At 62.4% G+C, this 15215-nt stretch carries 15 protein-coding genes and 1 pseudogene; 9 read left to right on the forward strand and 7 right to left on the reverse strand.

Translation table 11 applies throughout. From position 1 onward, the window contains the following. The 3 genes from RWT78_RS21345 to RWT78_RS21355 all read right to left on the reverse strand — a co-directional run. Nucleotides 1-926, reverse strand: a 926-nt coding sequence (locus RWT78_RS21345) for a CaiB/BaiF CoA-transferase family protein (RefSeq protein ID WP_314678030.1), incomplete at its 3' end; no start/stop codon positions are given. Between the two features lie 107 nt (nt 927-1033). Then, complete coding sequence (locus RWT78_RS21350) at nt 1034-3100, reverse strand: ABC transporter ATP-binding protein (protein ID WP_003944426.1); 2067 nt, start codon at nt 3098-3100, stop codon at nt 1034-1036. Then, nucleotides 3097-4830: an ABC transporter ATP-binding protein gene (locus tag RWT78_RS21355; RefSeq protein WP_021333951.1), complete on the reverse strand. Its 1734-nt coding sequence runs from the start codon at nt 4828-4830 to the stop codon at nt 3097-3099. The genes RWT78_RS21350 and RWT78_RS21355 overlap by 4 nt, the downstream gene beginning before the upstream one ends. 320 nt (nt 4831-5150) lie before the next feature. On the opposite strand from RWT78_RS21355, the gene RWT78_RS21360 reads away from it, so the two are divergent. From RWT78_RS21360 to RWT78_RS21385, 6 genes are all read left to right on the forward strand, one after another. Beyond that, on the forward strand, nt 5151-5273 hold the full coding sequence (locus RWT78_RS21360) for a hypothetical protein (RefSeq protein ID WP_003944443.1): 123 nt from the start codon (nt 5151-5153) through the stop codon (nt 5271-5273). 210 nt (nt 5274-5483) lie between these two features. Further along, complete coding sequence (locus RWT78_RS21365; protein ID WP_314678033.1) at nt 5484-5606, forward strand: hypothetical protein; 123 nt, start codon at nt 5484-5486, stop codon at nt 5604-5606. Nucleotides 5607-5968: 362 nt separating this feature from the next. Continuing rightward, nucleotides 5969-6115: a hypothetical protein gene (locus tag RWT78_RS21370; RefSeq protein WP_003944356.1), complete on the forward strand. Its 147-nt coding sequence runs from the start codon at nt 5969-5971 to the stop codon at nt 6113-6115. 240 nt (nt 6116-6355) lie between these two features. Next, nucleotides 6356-7861 (forward strand): GGDEF domain-containing protein, encoded by a 1506-nt coding sequence (locus RWT78_RS21375; protein WP_230359599.1) that lies wholly within the window; start codon nt 6356-6358, stop codon nt 7859-7861. Nucleotides 7862-7901: 40 nt separating this feature from the next. Next, nucleotides 7902-9137 (forward strand): formate-dependent phosphoribosylglycinamide formyltransferase, encoded by a 1236-nt coding sequence (purT, locus tag RWT78_RS21380; RefSeq protein ID WP_314678035.1) that lies wholly within the window; start codon nt 7902-7904, stop codon nt 9135-9137. Beyond that, nucleotides 9134-9616 (forward strand): DUF456 domain-containing protein, encoded by a 483-nt coding sequence (locus tag RWT78_RS21385; RefSeq protein WP_019749482.1) that lies wholly within the window; start codon nt 9134-9136, stop codon nt 9614-9616. Before purT ends, RWT78_RS21385 begins: the two co-directional genes overlap by 4 nt. Here RWT78_RS21385 and RWT78_RS21390 read toward each other — a convergent pair. Both RWT78_RS21390 and RWT78_RS21395 read right to left on the reverse strand, forming a co-directional pair. Next, on the reverse strand, nt 9520-10359 hold the full coding sequence (locus tag RWT78_RS21390) for an amidohydrolase family protein (protein WP_223304639.1): 840 nt from the start codon (nt 10357-10359) through the stop codon (nt 9520-9522). The two genes, RWT78_RS21385 and RWT78_RS21390, sit on opposite strands and share 97 nt — an antisense overlap. A gap of 109 nt (nt 10360-10468) precedes the next feature. Then, nucleotides 10469-11866 carry an FAD-dependent oxidoreductase gene (locus RWT78_RS21395; RefSeq protein WP_003944405.1) on the reverse strand — a complete coding sequence of 466 codons (1398 nt, stop codon included), beginning with the start codon at nt 11864-11866 and terminating at the stop codon, nt 10469-10471. A 230-nt stretch (nt 11867-12096) separates the two neighbouring features. On the opposite strand from RWT78_RS21395, the gene RWT78_RS21400 reads away from it, so the two are divergent. Genes RWT78_RS21400 through RWT78_RS21410 form a run of 3 tightly spaced genes read left to right on the forward strand, consistent with a single transcriptional unit; the run spans nt 12097 to nt 14217 of the window. After that, nucleotides 12097-12522, forward strand: a complete 426-nt coding sequence (locus tag RWT78_RS21400) for a hypothetical protein (protein ID WP_003944344.1) — start codon at nt 12097-12099, stop codon at nt 12520-12522. Between the two features lie 46 nt (nt 12523-12568). Continuing rightward, nucleotides 12569-12997, forward strand: coding sequence for a rhodanese-like domain-containing protein (locus tag RWT78_RS21405; RefSeq protein WP_007726822.1), 429 nt, complete (start codon nt 12569-12571; stop codon nt 12995-12997). Next, the gene (locus RWT78_RS21410; RefSeq protein ID WP_172436668.1) at nt 12994-14217 is read left to right on the forward strand and encodes an O-succinylhomoserine sulfhydrylase; all 1224 of its coding nucleotides are present in this window, start codon (nt 12994-12996) and stop codon (nt 14215-14217) included. The genes RWT78_RS21405 and RWT78_RS21410 overlap by 4 nt, the downstream gene beginning before the upstream one ends. 55 nt (nt 14218-14272) lie before the next feature. Here RWT78_RS21410 and RWT78_RS21415 read toward each other — a convergent pair whose 3' ends face one another. Together RWT78_RS21415 and RWT78_RS21420 are read right to left on the reverse strand one after the other, a co-directional pair. Next, nucleotides 14273-14869 (reverse strand): alternate-type signal peptide domain-containing protein, encoded by a 597-nt coding sequence (locus RWT78_RS21415; protein ID WP_037131464.1) that lies wholly within the window; start codon nt 14867-14869, stop codon nt 14273-14275. Continuing rightward, nucleotides 14869-15215: pseudogene (locus RWT78_RS21420) on the reverse strand (signal peptidase I); the annotation flags it as partial. The gene RWT78_RS21415 and the pseudogene RWT78_RS21420, both read right to left, overlap by 1 nt.

Raw genomic sequence — 15215 nt, forward strand, 5'->3', positions numbered from 1 at the left:
GGGGAGACGCAGGCGTCTGTGCCGAGGAAGATCTTGGCCCACTCGTCGCGAGTCTTGGACAGGAACTTTTCGGTGAAGAGCTTCTTCATGTCGTCCCACTTGGACGTGTCCATCTGGTGAGGGAGCGTCGCGGGATCGAGTTCGAGGCCCTCGAGCAGCAATGCGTAGAACTGCGGTTCGATGGATCCGACGGCCATGTACTTGCCGTCGGAGGTCTCGTAGGTGTCGTAGAACGGAGCGCCGGTGTCGAGGAGATTGACGCCGCGCTCGTCGGACCAGACGCCGCGACCGCGGAATGCCCACATCATGTGGGAGAGCGCGAGGGTTCCGTCGACCATTGCCGCGTCGACGACCTGGCCCTTACCGGACGTCGAGCGCTCGACGAGAGCCGACAGAATGCCGAAGATCAGGAACATGGAACCGCCGCCGAAATCGCCGACCATGTTGAGCGGCGGGACGGGACGTTCACCCTTGCGTCCGATGGCGTTGAGGACACCGGTCAGTGAGATGTAGTTGATGTCGTGACCGGCGGCGTTGGCGAGCGGTCCTTCCTGTCCCCAGCCCGTCATACGGGCGTAGACGAGGCGCGGATTGCGCTCCGAGACCACGTCGGGTCCGAGTCCCATGCGTTCCATGACGCCGGGGCGGAAACCCTCGATGAGGACGTCGGCGCGGCCCAGGAGATCGAGCACTTTCGCGACGTCGGCCGGGTCCTTCAGGTTGGCCTCGACGATGCGGCGGCCGCGCTTGATCTGGTCGGTTGCGTTCGAGTCCTGCGGAATCTGCCCTGCGCGCTGCACGATGACGATGTCGGCGCCCATGTCCGCCAACAGTGTCGCGGCGTGCGGGCCCGGTCCCAATCCAGCGAATTCCACGATCCGAATGCCCGCGAGCGGGCCCTTCTTCTCCACAGCTTCTGCAGACACACGCACTCCCAATTCAGACGGTGACAACACTTCTGACCCGACGGTAACGTGTCGAATCGATCAGGTGTGCTCCGGGGCACTGTGTCCACCGAGGGAGGCGCCGATCACTAGACGGCGGCACCCTCGAACTGAGCGTTGTAGAGACGGAAGTACGCGCCCGCCGCTGCGATGAGTTCGTCGTGTGTGCCCTGCTCGACGATCTTGCCCGCCTCCATCACGACGATCAGATCGGCGTTACGGATGGTGGAGAGCCGGTGCGCGATGATGAAGCTGGTCCGCCCGACGCGCAACGCGGACATTGCTTGCTGCACAAGCTGTTCCGTACGTGTGTCGACCGAGCTCGTCGCCTCGTCGAGAATCAGCAGCGACGGCTCCGACAGGAATGCACGAGCGATCGTGATGAGCTGCTTCTCGCCGGAGCTGATGTTCGACGCCTCCTCGTCCAGCACGGTGTCGTACCCGTCCGGGAGGGTGTGGATGAAGCGGTCGACGAAGGCAGCGCGTGCGGCTTCGTGAATCTCGTATTCGCTGGCGTCGAGTCGGCCGTATGCGATGTTGTCGCGGATCGTGCCGCCGAAGAGCCAGGTGTCCTGCAGAACCATGCCGACGTGCTTGCGCAAGTCGGAGCGGCGCATCTGCGAGATGTCGACGTCGTCGAGAGTGATTCGGCCGGAGTCGACTTCGTAGAAGCGCATGAGCAGGTTGACCAAGGTGGTCTTGCCGGCACCGGTGGGCCCGACGATGGCGACCATCTGCCCGGGCCGGGCCGTGAGGTACACGTTCTCGATCAACGGCTTGTCCGGCTCGTACCGGAACGAGACGTTCTCGAACTCGATGTGACCGACGTTGCGATGACGTCCGGCGGGCTCGGGGAGAAGCGGCACGTCGATGTCGGGCGACTGCTCGGGTTCGTCGAGAAGCTCGAAGACCCGCTCCGCCGACGCGGCTCCGGACTGCAGGCTGGTCGACATGGACGCGATCTGCGTCAGTGGCTGGCTGAACTGGCGCGAATAGACGATGAAGGCCTGAACGTCACCGAGTGACATGTTGCCGCTGGCGACCTTGAGAGCGCCGACCACAGCGAGCAGCACGTAGGTGATGTTTCCGACGAAGTTCATGACCGGCATGATCAGGCTGGAGAGGAACTGTGCGCCGAAGGACGCGTCGAGGAGCTTCTTGTTCTGCTCGGCGAATTCACGCTCGGCTTCGGCCTGATGCCCGTACACGCGTACCAGGTCGCGACCGCTGTAGTTCTCCTCGATCTGCGCGTTGATCTTGCCCGTCTCGGTCCACTGAGCCTTGTACAACACCTGTGCTCGCTTGGCGACCCTGGCAACGAGGAGCACCGATACCGGCACCGCGATCAGTGCGATCAGGGCGAGCATCGGAGAAATGACGAACATCATCGTCAGGACGCCGAGGACGGTGAGCACCGACGTCAGGAGCGAGGTCAACGTCGACGACAGCGTCGAGGAGATGTTGTCGATGTCGTTGGTGACGCGGCTGAGGATCTCGCCACGCGGCGTCTTGTCGAAATACGGAAGGGGGAGACGGTGAAGCTTCGCCTCCACCGAGGCACGCAGGTTGTAGATGGTCTTCTGGACGATGATGTTGAGGAGGAATGCTTCCAACCAGGCAAGCAGCGACGAGAGCAAGTACACGCCGATCGCGAGCATGACGACCTTGCCGATGGCGTCGAAGTTCAGACCCACACCGGGAACGACGTCGGTCGAGTTGGCGACAAGATCGGCGAACGTCGAATTCCCTGATGCCCGGATGGCGTCTGCGGCCTGCTCGCGGGTCAGTCCGGCGGGCAGGCTCTTGCCGATGAACCCGGCGAAGATGAGGTCTGTCGCGTGACCGAGGATTTTCGGCACTGCGACCGACAGCGCGATGCTGGCGATCGTCGCAACGACGACACAGAAGACTGCAAACTTGTGCGGCTGCAGAAGCGAGAGAAGCCGCTTCATCGTCGCCTTGAAGTGGCGAGGTTTGGTGTCCGTCGCGGTCAGCGCGGGCTTCGGCTCTTTGTCGGGGGTCTCGGGGTTACTCGACTTCGCATCGCCGTCCGCGGATTCAGGTTCGCTCGGGATCTTGGCGAACACCACCGTCGGGGCATCGTCGAAGTACTGGCTGTTGGGGCCGCCCCATGTCGGGTCCTGCGGGCTGGTCATGCGCTCATCTCCGCGGGAATCTGGGAAGCCACGATCTCTTGGTACGTCGGACAGTTGGCCAGAAGGAACTGATGGTCGCCGAGGCCGACCGGCGCACCGTCTTCGAGGACCATGATCTGGTCGGCATCGATGATGGATGCGACGCGCTGAGCCACGATGATGACCGTCGAATGAGTCGAAACCGTCCGGAGTTCGCGTCGGACCGCGGCGTCCGTATGCATGTCGAGAGCGGAGAACGAATCGTCGAAGACGAAGATCCGGGGTCTGCGGACCACCGCTCTGGCGATGGCGAGACGTTGTTTTTGTCCGCCCGAGAGATTGCCGCCGCCCTGGGCGATCGGTGACTCGAGACCGTCGGACAGCTCCCGGACGAAGTCGTCTGCCTGGGCGATGGTGAGGGCTGCCCAGATGTCGTCGTCGGTGGCGGTCGGGTTTCCGTAGCGGATATTGCTCGCGATCGTGCCGGCGAACAGATAGGCCTTCTGGGGCACGTATCCGAAGTTGGCGAAGAGTTCGTCCTGATCCCAGCCACGGACGTCCAAGCCGTCGACCAAGACGGCGCCGGCCGTGACGTCGAACAGTCGGGGGATGAGTGAGACGAGGGTCGATTTGCCACTACCGGTACTGCCGACGATCGCGGTGACCGTTCCTGGCATGCATCGCATCGAGACATTCGACAGGACCGGCGTTTCAGCTCCCGGATACGTGAATCCGGCTCCACCGAACTCGACAACGCCGTAGGGGCTGGTCGGGCGAAGGGGCTGGGCCGGCGCGGGCACGGTCGGCTCGGTGTCGAGTACCTCGGTGATGCGGTCGGCACACACGGCCGCGCGGGGGATCACGACGGCCAACATGGTCGCCATGACCACGGACATCAGGATCTGCATGACGTAGGCGAGGAAGGCGCTGATCTGGCCGATCTGCATGTCTCCGGTATCGACCAGATGCGCGCCGAACCACAGCACCGCGACGCTCGACAGGTTGGCGATCAACATGACGGTGGGCAGCAGAACCGCCTGGTACCGGCCGATGAGGAGCGAAGTGTCGGTCAGTTCCTTGTTGGCCTTGTCGAAGCGGATCGTTTCGTCGGGTTCGCGAACGAAGGCGCGAATGACACGCATACCGGTGAGCTGTTCGCGCAGTGATCGATTGATGTTGTCGATCCGCGTCTGCATCGTCCGGAAATGCGGGATCAGCTTGGCCACCACGACCGAGACGGTGATGCCGAGCAGTGGTACCGAAATCGTCAGGAGCCAGGACATCTGCAGGTTCTCGCGCAGAGCCATGATGATGCCGCCGATGCACATAAGTGGGGCGCTGACGAGCATCGAGGACGTCAGCATGACCAGGGCCTGGATCTGCAGGACGTCGTTGGTGTTGCGTGTGATCAGCGTCGGCGCACCGAAACTGTTGAATTCGCGATCCGAGAAACTGCCGACTGCCTTGTAAAAGGCGCCTCGAACGTCGTGGCCGAAGCCCATCGACGATTTTGCAGCCAGATAGGTCGATGCGACCGACGCGATGATCGACGCAAGCGAGACCAGGAGCATGATCCCGCCGGTGGACATGATGAATCCGGTGTCGCCTCGGGCGACGCCGTCGTCGATGATCCGCGCGTTGAGTGTGGGGAGGACCAACGACGCGATGGCCCCGAAGAGTTGCAGTGCGAGGACCCCGGCAAGCAACCAGCGGTACGGTGGCAGGTACGTCTTGAGGAGTTTTGCTAGCACGACGGTTCCCGGTGAGTTGCCTCGGTTGCCGCTCGTTCGCGATTGATCACACGCACACGGTATGACAGATCGCGGTCGAGGTTGGCACCGACTCTGACGATTGCATCCTTTTGTCCTAATTGGCTGTGATCTCGAACACACTCGAATTCGAGATTGGATTCAGGTCACAGCACCTGAACTGCAGGTTTACATATTCATCCAATGTGTCACGTTTTCGCTTGGACAGAAACAAACTGGACGTACGTATTTAGCTTGGCTACAAAGACGTGGAGCGAACAAAACGTGCGCCGCGTCATAGATATTCATGCAAGGAGTCACATATGGGATCCCTCGGAAACCTTCTCAAGGCCAACGGCATGGGCTGGGGCATTCTCCAGCTTCTTCCCCTGGTCAACATGCTCAAAACCCTTCAGGGGCTGGACACCGCGAGCTCGAACTCCTGACGTTCGACCTCGAGAAATCTTCCGAAACAACACAGGAGTAGTCGCATGACCTCGATTCAGAATCTCGACGCCTTCCTCAAGAGCGTTCTTGCATTCGTGACCAAGTTGAACGCGGGATCGGCAGACGGCTCGGGTTCGGCCGGTTCGGCCGCCGAGTAGTTCTCGGTCCTCACTTCATCTCAACTGCATTCCGACAAAAGGAGGCCCGACATGGGTTCATTCGAAGACTTCAGCGGCGTCGTCAAGACGTTCATTCCGGTGCTCAAGGACCTGTTCACGGCACTCGGCGGTGGCTCTCTCACCCCTGGGACGGGATCGGCGGCCGATAATTAAGTCCAGTTTGTCCGAAAGTGTGGCTCGCAGTTGTCTGCGGGCCACACTTTTCGGCTCTTCACTGTGAGCTAAATCACATTATGGGACATTCTAGAGGGTGAATTTGCGCTTTGAACTGCAATTATCCGTAAAGGTGTGACCGAAAGTCCGCATTGATAGCTATTAGATAGCTAGACAAGGATGGAAAGCCGGTCTATAAATGCAGGCAGCGCCAAGTCAGTGCGCTACATCACAGCTCGGGATGTTGTTCGGGGGGCGGTTCAGCCATCCGTGCGGCAGAAGTTCCCGAACCATATCGGCCACCGCCTGCGGCCGGAATGGCGCTGGAACATCACACCACCTCACATACAGGAGAACCTCCTATGTTCGGATCACTCAGCACCCTCGGACCCCTGCTCACCGCGCTCGGAGCTTTCCTCAAGTCCGTTCCCACCGAATCGCTGTCCGGAGAGGGCGAGGGCTCGTCCACCGGTTCACTCTCGGGTCTGTCCAGCGGATCCGCCGAGTAGTCATCCCTTCCGGCAGATCAATTCGGCTCTGCCGATCGGATTGCATGCAGGTGCCCTCTGTCCACTGTCGTGGCCGGAGGGCATCCGCGTTTGCGGAGATGTTCGCAGTTGCCGTTTTGGCATGTGAACACAGAACTGCGAGTGGCAGCACCTGCGTACGATAGTTCGACGACATCGGCATACGGTCACCGCGACGTCCGGTGCTCCCGAATTCAGAGGTAGCCGACCGCGAGGTGACGCATGGTAGGGACGAGTCGCTTTCTGCGCCTTCTCCTAGTGCTGGCCGTTGTACTTGCGGCATCGTTGATCGGCATCCTCACGCGCCCACCAGGTTTGCTCGCGACATTCTGGTGCGCCAACGCCATTCTGCTGGGAATGATGGTCAGATGGCCGGTCCTGATCGAATGGCGGACGTGGATCGCCGCGGCCGTCGGATACGTCTGCGCTGACCTGATTACGGGCAACTCGCTGTCGCTTGCCCTGCAGCTGAACGGGGCCAACCTCGCCGGAGTGACGCTCGGTGTTCTCGTTCTGTACTACTTGAAGCGCACACCGTTCCGATTGGTCGATTCGCAGTCGCTGGTATGGATGGTCTTCGTCTCGTTCGTCGCGGCGACTGGTACCGCGGCCACGGCCGGCGCCTTGGACCGGCTCTTACGCGGTCAGTCCTTTGCCGACACGTTTTTCCACTGGGGTGCCACCGAGGTCATGGCGTACCTGCTGGTCCTTCCTCTCATTCTCACTCTCTCCATCCCGTCGAGCCTTGCCGAGTTCCGCAGGAAACTGACCGCCAGAACTGTCGCCGCTCTGAGCGTTCCGCTACTCGCCACTGCAGCCTGCGTGCCGATCGCCCTCAGTATCGAAGGGCCGATTGCGCTGGTCCTGCCGATTCCAGCTCTCCTCTGGTGTGCCACTCGCATCTCGGTTCCGAGCACTGCCTTCGTTTCAGTGGTCTGGTCGGTGTGGTCACTCATGATGGCGGGTAGCGGTCGACTCGACATCGGAGATCAAGCCGCCTCGACGTGGAACGAGGACGTCATCACGTCCATTGCCGTCACGCTGATCGCGTTGGGGCCGATCGCGGTTGCCTGTGCGACCGAGGAACGCCGTGCTGCCGAGCGTGAGCTCTTCCTTGCCGTCGAATTCGACCATCTGACCGGGGTCCTCTCGCGCGGTGCGTTCCTCGGCCACGCGGAAGCGGAACTTGCCGACGCGGCTCGCACACAATCTCCGGTCGGCCTGCTGATGCTCGACCTGGACCACTTCAAGAGCATCAACGACACGCATGGACATATGACCGGTGACAGCGTTCTCGCGAACTTCGCCGAGCGGGCCGCTGACCGATTGTCGGACGGCGATCTGATCGGAAGGCTCGGCGGCGAGGAGTTCGCCGTTCTGCTTCCGGACTGCAGCTACGCGCGAGCAATCGATGTCGCCGAGGCGGTCCGCGGCGCGCAAGTCGAGTACTCGGCCGAATCAGATGTGACGAGCACCGTCAGCGTCGGCGTCGCGTGGGTCGATCATGCGACGCCGGCGCTGTCGACCCTCATGAGCGTCGCAGACGAGGCTCTCTACGACGCCAAGCGTGCTGGGCGCAACCTCGTGAAAGTGCACCGCGTCGGCAACGACACCGTGCCGCAACGGAATTCCGAGCCGGACACTGTCACCCGCACCTATCGCAAGCCTGCGGTACCCCGAACGATCCGGCGAGGATTTGGCCGCGAAGGTGTGGTGGACGGCCGATAACCGCGCTGACCTGCATCGGGATTGGCATATAGTCGCACCCATGCAGCTTGATTCGACGCCTTCGCCCCTGCCGACGCTTCCGCTCCGATTCGGAACCCCACTGACCGAGAACTCCATCCGCGTGATGATGTTGGGATCAGGCGAGTTGGGTAAGGAAGTTGTCATCGCGCTGCAGCGTCTGGGCGTCGAAGTGATTGCGGTGGATCGGTATCCCGATGCCCCTGGGCACCAGGTGGCTCATCGTGCTCATACCGTCGACATGACCGATCCGGAAGCACTGCTTGCCGTCATCGAGTTGGAAAAGCCTCACTTCGTGGTTCCCGAGATCGAGGCCATCGCGACGGATGCGCTTGCACTCGTCGAAGAACGCGGGGGTGCGGTGGTCATTCCGACCGCCCGAGCCACCCAGCTCACGATGAACCGTGAGGGAATCCGTCGGCTCGCGGCCGAGGAGTTGGGCCTGCCCACTTCGCCGTACGCCTTCGCGGACTCGCTTGCCGAAGTACAGGCAGCGACAGACCGAATCGGTTTTCCGTGCGTCATCAAGCCAGTCATGTCCTCGTCGGGTAAGGGACAGTCGACGGTTCGATCCGCCGAAGATCTCGACGCCGCGTGGGACTACGCGATGGCCGGAGGTCGTGTGAATCACGGCCGGGTGATCGTCGAGGGCTTTGTCGATTTCGATTACGAGATAACACAATTGACAGTTCGAGCCGTCGGTGATAGCGGTCAGGTCGAGACGTCGTTCTGCGAACCGATCGGGCACCTGCAGGAGGCCGGAGACTACATCGAATCGTGGCAGCCGCAGCAGATGTCCGCGGTTGCCCTCGCCTCGGCCCGAGACGTCGCCGAGAAGGTAACCACGGCTCTGGGCGGGCGAGGCATCTTCGGCGTCGAGCTATTCGTGAAGGGCGACTACGTCTTCTTCTCCGAAGTGAGCCCACGGCCGCACGACACCGGATTGGTGACTCTGCGGACGCAGCGACTTTCGGAGTTCGAACTGCATGCTCGCGCGATCCTGGGCTTGCCGGTCGACACGACGCTCACGTCTCCGGGAGCGTCGGCAGTGATCTACGGCGGAGTGGAGGCAAAGGGGATCGGATTCGACGGCGTCGCCGAGGCGCTCGGGGTTCCCGAGACGGACCTGCGGCTCTTCGGCAAGCCGGAGAGCTTCACGCGTCGTCGCATGGGTGTTGCAGTGTCGACGGCCGCCGATGTGCCTACTGCACGCGACCGTGCTCGCGAAGCCGCGTCGAAGGTGCGTCCCGTCGGATGAGTCCTGTGGCCGAGGTCCTCGTCGGGCTGGTCATCCTGGTCGGTCTGATCGGTGTCGTCGTTCCGATTCTCCCGGGGACGCTTCTTGTTTTCGGTGCAATTCTGGTGTGGGCGATCATGACCGGTGGTGCCACGGCGTGGACGGTGTTCGCGCTGTCCACGCTGGCACTGGTGGTCACCGGGATCGTGAAGTACACGTGGCCGGGCAAGCGGATGAAGTCCGGGGGAGTGCCCAACCTGTCGGTGGTGGTCGGCGGCGTCGTCGGCATCATCGGGTTCTTCGTGATTCCGGTCGTGGGGTTGTTCCTCGGATTCATCGTCGGAACGTATTTCGCGGAACTAGCGCGGCTGCGCCGTTACGACATCGCTTGGTCGTCGACGCTTCACGCGGTGAAGGCAGTCGGATTGTCCATGCTGGTGGAACTGTTCGGAGCGCTGATCGCGGCGGGGCTGTGGCTGGGAGCCGTTGCGTTCACCTGAGCGCAGCGGTACCAGGAGCGGGCGTTGTCGCACATGACCGCGGGCAGGTCGTCGCCGACAGCGTCGGCGATCACGTCCAGGTCGTGGACCTCGAACGCTCGACGTGCCCGTGTACCGGGTAGATCGGTGCCGAACATCAGCGCAGCGGGATTGACCGCGTGGATCTGGCGCAGCACATCGCTGACGTCGGAGATGGTGGTGCGGCCGAACCCGGTGGCTTTGACGCGCACTCCGCGGTCGACGAGGTTGAGGAGATACGGCAGTCCGCGGGTGGACATTCCCAAGTGGTCGATGCTCACCGCGGGCAATTTGGCGAAGACCGGTTCCAACGACAGCAACAGCGTGGCATCGACGTAGAACTCGGCGTGCCAGCCGACCAGATCGAAAGCGCGGTTGGCGAGATCGGCGAGCAGACGCAGGTCGGTGGCGCCGCGGCGCAGGTTGAACCGGACGGCACGTACTCCCAGTGCGTCCAGAGCAACGATGTCTTCATCCGTCGCATCGAGCGGCAAAGCAGTGACGCCCACCCAGCCTTCGCCGAGTTCGGACAAGGCAGCTTTCAGGTATTCCTGGTCATTGCCCTGGTACGACGCGGTCACCACCGCGCCGCCGTCAACGCTCAGGCCCTTAAGTGAGGCAATCCGGGCCCGGTAATCGGCCACGGTGAAGGGCTCAGGCAGGTACCCGTGATTCTCGACCAGCGGGAAGCGCGGGTCGATGATATGCACATGGGCGTCAAACACGGGGTCTATTTTGCCCTGTTGCCCTGGGTCCCTGCACACACCACCGGCCCGATGTGACCTGGGTCGCGTCGGGCCGGTGGAGGGCTTCTGTTCAGTTACTTCCGCGCACTCAGTTCGCGCGGTCGGGCTCGGATGCCTTCAGCATGTCGTGACGCTCGACGACTTTGATGCGCTCACGGCCCTCGGGCTCGCCCAGGCTGCGCTCGTGCGCGTCGAGGCGGTACCAGCCCTGCCAGGTCGTGTACGGAACCTGCTTGCCTTCGAGGAACTCGATGACGGCGTTCTCGTCGGGGTTCGCGGCGCCCGCGAAGTCGACGGAGTCCTCGAGAAGATTCGCGACGGTTTCGTTGGCGTCACCCTTGGTGTGGCCGATGAGGCCGACGGGGCCGCGCTTGATCCAGCCGGTGACGTAGGTGGCCGGCATGAACCGGGCTGCGCCCTCGGCGTTGTCGTCGGCGACGACGCGTCCGGCGTCGTTGGGGACGGTGCCGGCCTGGTCGTCGAACGGCAACTGCGTGATGTTCTGCGAGAGGTAACCGACGGCGCGGTACACGGCCTGGACATCCCAGTCCTTGTACGTGCCGGTGCCCTTGACGTTGCCGGTGCCGTCGAGCTGAGTGCGCTCGGTGCGCAGGCCGACGACTTTGCCGTCTTCACCGAGGATCTCCGTGGGAGATTCGAAGAAGTGCAGGAACAGCTTGTGAGGACGGGCTCCGACGTCGCGAATTGCCCAGTCCTGCAGCGTATTCGCAACCATATCGACCTGCTTGGAGTTGCGGCGAGCCTGCTCGGAACCCTCGTCGTAGTCGATGTCCTCGGGGTCGACGATGACCTCGATGGTCGGCGAGTGGTCGAGTTCGCGCAGTTCGAGAGGCGTGAACTTGGCCTGGGCCGGGCCGCGGCGTCCGAAGACGTGAACCTCGACGGCCTTGTTGTTCTTGAGGCCCTCGTAGACGTTGGCGGGGATCTCGGTCGGCAGCAGTTCGTCGCCGGTCTTGGCGAGAACGCGGGCGATGTCGAGTGCAACGTTGCCGACGCCGAGGACGGCGACCTTCTCGGCTTCGAGCGGCCACGTACGCGGTACGTCGGGGTGGCCGTCGTACCAGGAGACGAAGTCGGCCGCGCCGTAGCTGCCGTCGAGTTCGATACCCGGGATGCCGAGCGCACGGTCGGCGTTGGCGCCGGTGGAGAAGATGACCGCGTCGTAGAACGACTGCAGGTCGTCGAGGGTGATGTCGGTGCCGTAGTCGATGTTGCCGAGCAGGCGTACCTGAGGCTTGTCGAGCACCTTGTGCAGGGCAGTGATGATGCCCTTGATGCGCGGATGATCGGGCGCGACGCCGTAACGAATCAGGCCGAAGGGCGCGGGCATGCGCTCGAAGAGGTCGATGCTGACGCCGCGGCCGGAAACTGCGGTGTCGGATTTCATGAGGGCGTCGGCGGCGTAGATGCCGGCGGGGCCGGCGCCGACGATCGCGACCCGGAGTGGGCGGTTGGAGTCAGTCATCGTGAGGACAGCTACCTTCTTCGAAGTTCGGACAACATATCGACAAGTATCCAATTTAGCCGAACCTAAGCACAGTGCCTCGGTTGCGGCCGAACGGATCCACACTCTCACTCGATCGGTTGTGGGTAAACCTATTCTTTCTTCCCATTCTCCCGTTGTCTCGGGTATTCGGGGTAGGGGCCTGGTCCTTGACGGGCCACAATTTCAAGTTGTGGGGGAGTATTGGCGTTATGAGTGACGAGCTTCGCGAATCCGACAACATCGATGGCAAGAAGGCGTCTGCGGGGCCGTTCCTCTTGGCTGTCGCCATCGTCGCCTTGATCCTGGGTGGAATCTTCGTCGCATCGTGGATCTCGCCGGCCGAGGACAACGTCACCGAGTCCGATCGTGTGAGCCGTTCCGTCACCGACTACGTCGATGCCGAGAATCGAAATGACGCGGAGACGATCAAGACCCTGACCTGCGCGAGCTTCAATTCGAGCAACGGTCCTATGGCCGGCGTCGACGGGACGGTCGAGCTGAAAGGTGTGGACGGGGTCGCGGTCAACGGCGATCGCGCCCGGGCCGACGTGACGATCACCGGTGGCGGAGCGGGCGAGCGAGTCTCGACCTGGGCCCTGACCCGTGACGGCAACCGTTGGGTCGTCTGCAACTGACGGCCCGCTCAGGCGCTCACGGCAGTCTTGTGAAAACATGGACTACGTGAGTTACGCAGGCGATCTGACGCCGGAGCAAGCCTGGGAGCTGCTCCGCGAAAACCCCGACGCCGTGCTGGTCGACGTGCGGACCGATGCGGAGTGGAAGTACGTCGGTGTCCCCGATGTGTCCTCCCTCGGCAAGCAGGCCGCACTGATCGAATGGGTGAGCCACCCGACCGGCGCGCGCAATGACAACTTCGTCGACCAGTTGAAGGAAGCCGGCATCACTGCTGATTCCTCCGGGTCGGAGCGTCCGGTTATCTTCCTGTGTCGATCCGGACAACGTTCCATCGGTGCGGCGGAAGCTGCGACTGCGGCGGGCATCGGCCCGTCGTACAACGTGCTCGACGGGTTCGAAGGCGCATTGGGTGCCGACGGACATCGCGGACTTGTAGGTTGGCGGGCCATCGGCTTGCCATGGAGGCAGCAGTGAGCGGAATTCCCCAGGGTGGCGCATTTCAACGAGCGCTGCCGGACGACGTCGGTCTCGGCACTCTCGGTGTTCGCGGCGGACTGATGCGTACCGGGTTCGAGGAGACTTCCGAAGCGCTGTTCCTCAACTCCGGATTCGTCTACGAGAGTGCAGAAGCCGCCGAACAAGCCTTCACCGGCGAAGTGGATCATTTTGTCTACTCCCGCTACGGCAACCCGACGGTCAAGATGTTCGAAGAGCGCCTGCGTCTCATCGAAGGTGCAGAAGCGTGCTTTGCGACGGCCAGCGGAATGTCGGCAGTCTTCACGGCGTTGGGCGCACTGTTGGCCAACGGCGACCGATTGGTTGCCGCGCGCAGCCTCTTCGGATCCTGCTTCGTGGTGTGCAACGAGATCCTTCCGCGCTGGGGGGTCGAGGTTGTTTTCGTCGACGGCGAGGACAACGCGCAGTGGGAAGAGGCGCTGTCCGTGCCCACCACGGCGGTGTTCTTCGAGACGCCGTCCAACCCGATGCAGTCCCTCGTCGACGTTCGGCGGGTGTCGGAGCTTGCTCATGCAGCCGGTGCAAAGGTAGTGCTGGACAACGTCTTCGCGACACCGCTCCTGCAGCGCAGCCTCGATCTGGGTGCCGACGTCGTTGTGTACTCCGGCACCAAGCACATCGACGGTCAGGGCCGCGTGCTCGGTGGTGCGATCCTCGGAACCGAGGAGTACATCAGCGGTCCCGTTCGAGAACTGATGCGGCACACCGGACCTGCCCTCAGCCCGTTCAACGCGTGGACACTGCTCAAGGGCCTCGAGACCATGCCGGTCCGCATTCGGCACTCCGTGGCTTCGGCCCTCGAGATCGCCGAATTCCTCGAAGGGCACTCCGGCGTCAAGTGGGTCAAGTATCCGTACCTGACTTCGCACCCGCAGCACGAGCTCGCGAAGTCTCAAATGAGCGGTGGCGGAACCGTTGTCACGTTCGAGCTCAATGCCCCCGATGGTGAGGGCAAGAAGCGGGCATTCGAGGTTCTCAACGGCCTGCGCGTCATCGACATCTCCAACAACCTCGGTGACTCCAAGTCCTTGATCACTCACCCCGCAACCACGACCCACCGGGCCATGGGTCCGGAAGGTCGTGCAGCAGTGGGTATTACGGATGGCGTCGTGCGTCTGTCCGTGGGGCTCGAGGACACCGCCGATCTGTTGGCTGATCTGAAGCGAGCCCTCGGCTGACCCCGTAGAACGCAACCCGTAGAACGCCGTACCTCGATCTTCGTGGCGAGGCGTTCTACGGCGCGGGCGTGAGTCCCAATTGCTTGACATCGATTGTCAATGCCGCCGTATTCAGTGTGAGTCCTGAGCTGGTGGTATCGCTCGGGTAGATCGTGAACAGCACCTGCGCCGTCAGGTCGGTGTTGTTCAATGCCGACGTGACCGGGATGAGGTTCGGCGTCGGTGCTGTGCTGTCGTACAGCAGATTGTTGCTCTGATCAGTGACGTAGGTGCGGAGATCGACACCGGCGGTTGCGAGCCCGCCACTCAACTTGGTCTTGTCGACCGTCACATTGGCTCTCAACCGGGGACCGGTGGCCAAGACCCTCGAATCGCAGAAATACGTGTAGTTGAATCCAGGCTTGAGTCGATAGGTAGTGATGTTCGGGATAGGCACGAGTGGATTCGGGTTAGTGGGTGCGTTGACGTAGATCTGCGAATACCAACCGCCGCCGTTCGTGGTCACGCATGCTCCCAGATCCAGGGTCCCGGACTGGACAGCGGCGCTCGTCAGTGTCGTACTGTCCGTCCATTTCGCCAATGTGCCCGAGCCGCCGAGCAATACGGCTCCGGCCGCGGCGACTGCCATGGCGGCTTTCGTCGTCTTTTTCATCACGGCACCAGTGCCTTGATTTCGTCCGGAAGTTCGCTCGTGGCAGGAGATTCGGCCCAGACTCCCGTTGATGTGTCGATGACGGTGACGCCGGCAGTGCTGATCACATACAACTGATCGGTTCCGGTGAGCCAGTGGAGGACAGCGTCGCTGTCAACGGTACCTCGGTAGACCTCAGTGCCCGATGAATTCGACACGGATACAACGGTTCCACTGGCAGTCGAGAGCTTCTGTGCGCTGAAGCCGGTCGTGGCCGCCGGGGTGCCGATGGGAACCTCGCTCGGTGTGGTCGTGATTGGTGGCACGGTCGTCGTAGTGGTCGCGGTGGTTGTCGTTGTTGGGGGCG

This window comes from uncultured Rhodococcus sp., assembly GCF_963525155.1.
Classification (GTDB): Bacteria; Actinomycetota; Actinomycetes; order Mycobacteriales; family Mycobacteriaceae; genus Rhodococcus_F; species Rhodococcus_F qingshengii.

Coding starts and splice junctions, on each gene's coding strand:
- RWT78_RS21395 (WP_003944405.1), bottom strand. CDS start 11,866: ATGACTGACTCCAACCGCCCACTCCGGGTCGCGATCGTCGGCGCCGGC.
- RWT78_RS21365 (WP_314678033.1), top strand. CDS start 5,484: ATGGGTTCATTCGAAGACTTCAGCGGCGTCGTCAAGACGTTCATTCCG.
- RWT78_RS21360 (WP_003944443.1), top strand. CDS start 5,151: ATGGGATCCCTCGGAAACCTTCTCAAGGCCAACGGCATGGGCTGGGGC.
- RWT78_RS21385 (WP_019749482.1), top strand. CDS start 9,134: ATGAGTCCTGTGGCCGAGGTCCTCGTCGGGCTGGTCATCCTGGTCGGT.
- RWT78_RS21400 (WP_003944344.1), top strand. CDS start 12,097: ATGAGTGACGAGCTTCGCGAATCCGACAACATCGATGGCAAGAAGGCG.
- RWT78_RS21415 (WP_037131464.1), bottom strand. CDS start 14,869: ATGAAAAAGACGACGAAAGCCGCCATGGCAGTCGCCGCGGCCGGAGCC.
- RWT78_RS21350 (WP_003944426.1), bottom strand. CDS start 3,100: ATGACCAGCCCGCAGGACCCGACATGGGGCGGCCCCAACAGCCAGTAC.
- purT (WP_314678035.1), top strand. CDS start 7,902: ATGCAGCTTGATTCGACGCCTTCGCCCCTGCCGACGCTTCCGCTCCGA.
- RWT78_RS21370 (WP_003944356.1), top strand. CDS start 5,969: ATGTTCGGATCACTCAGCACCCTCGGACCCCTGCTCACCGCGCTCGGA.
- RWT78_RS21375 (WP_230359599.1), top strand. CDS start 6,356: ATGGTAGGGACGAGTCGCTTTCTGCGCCTTCTCCTAGTGCTGGCCGTT.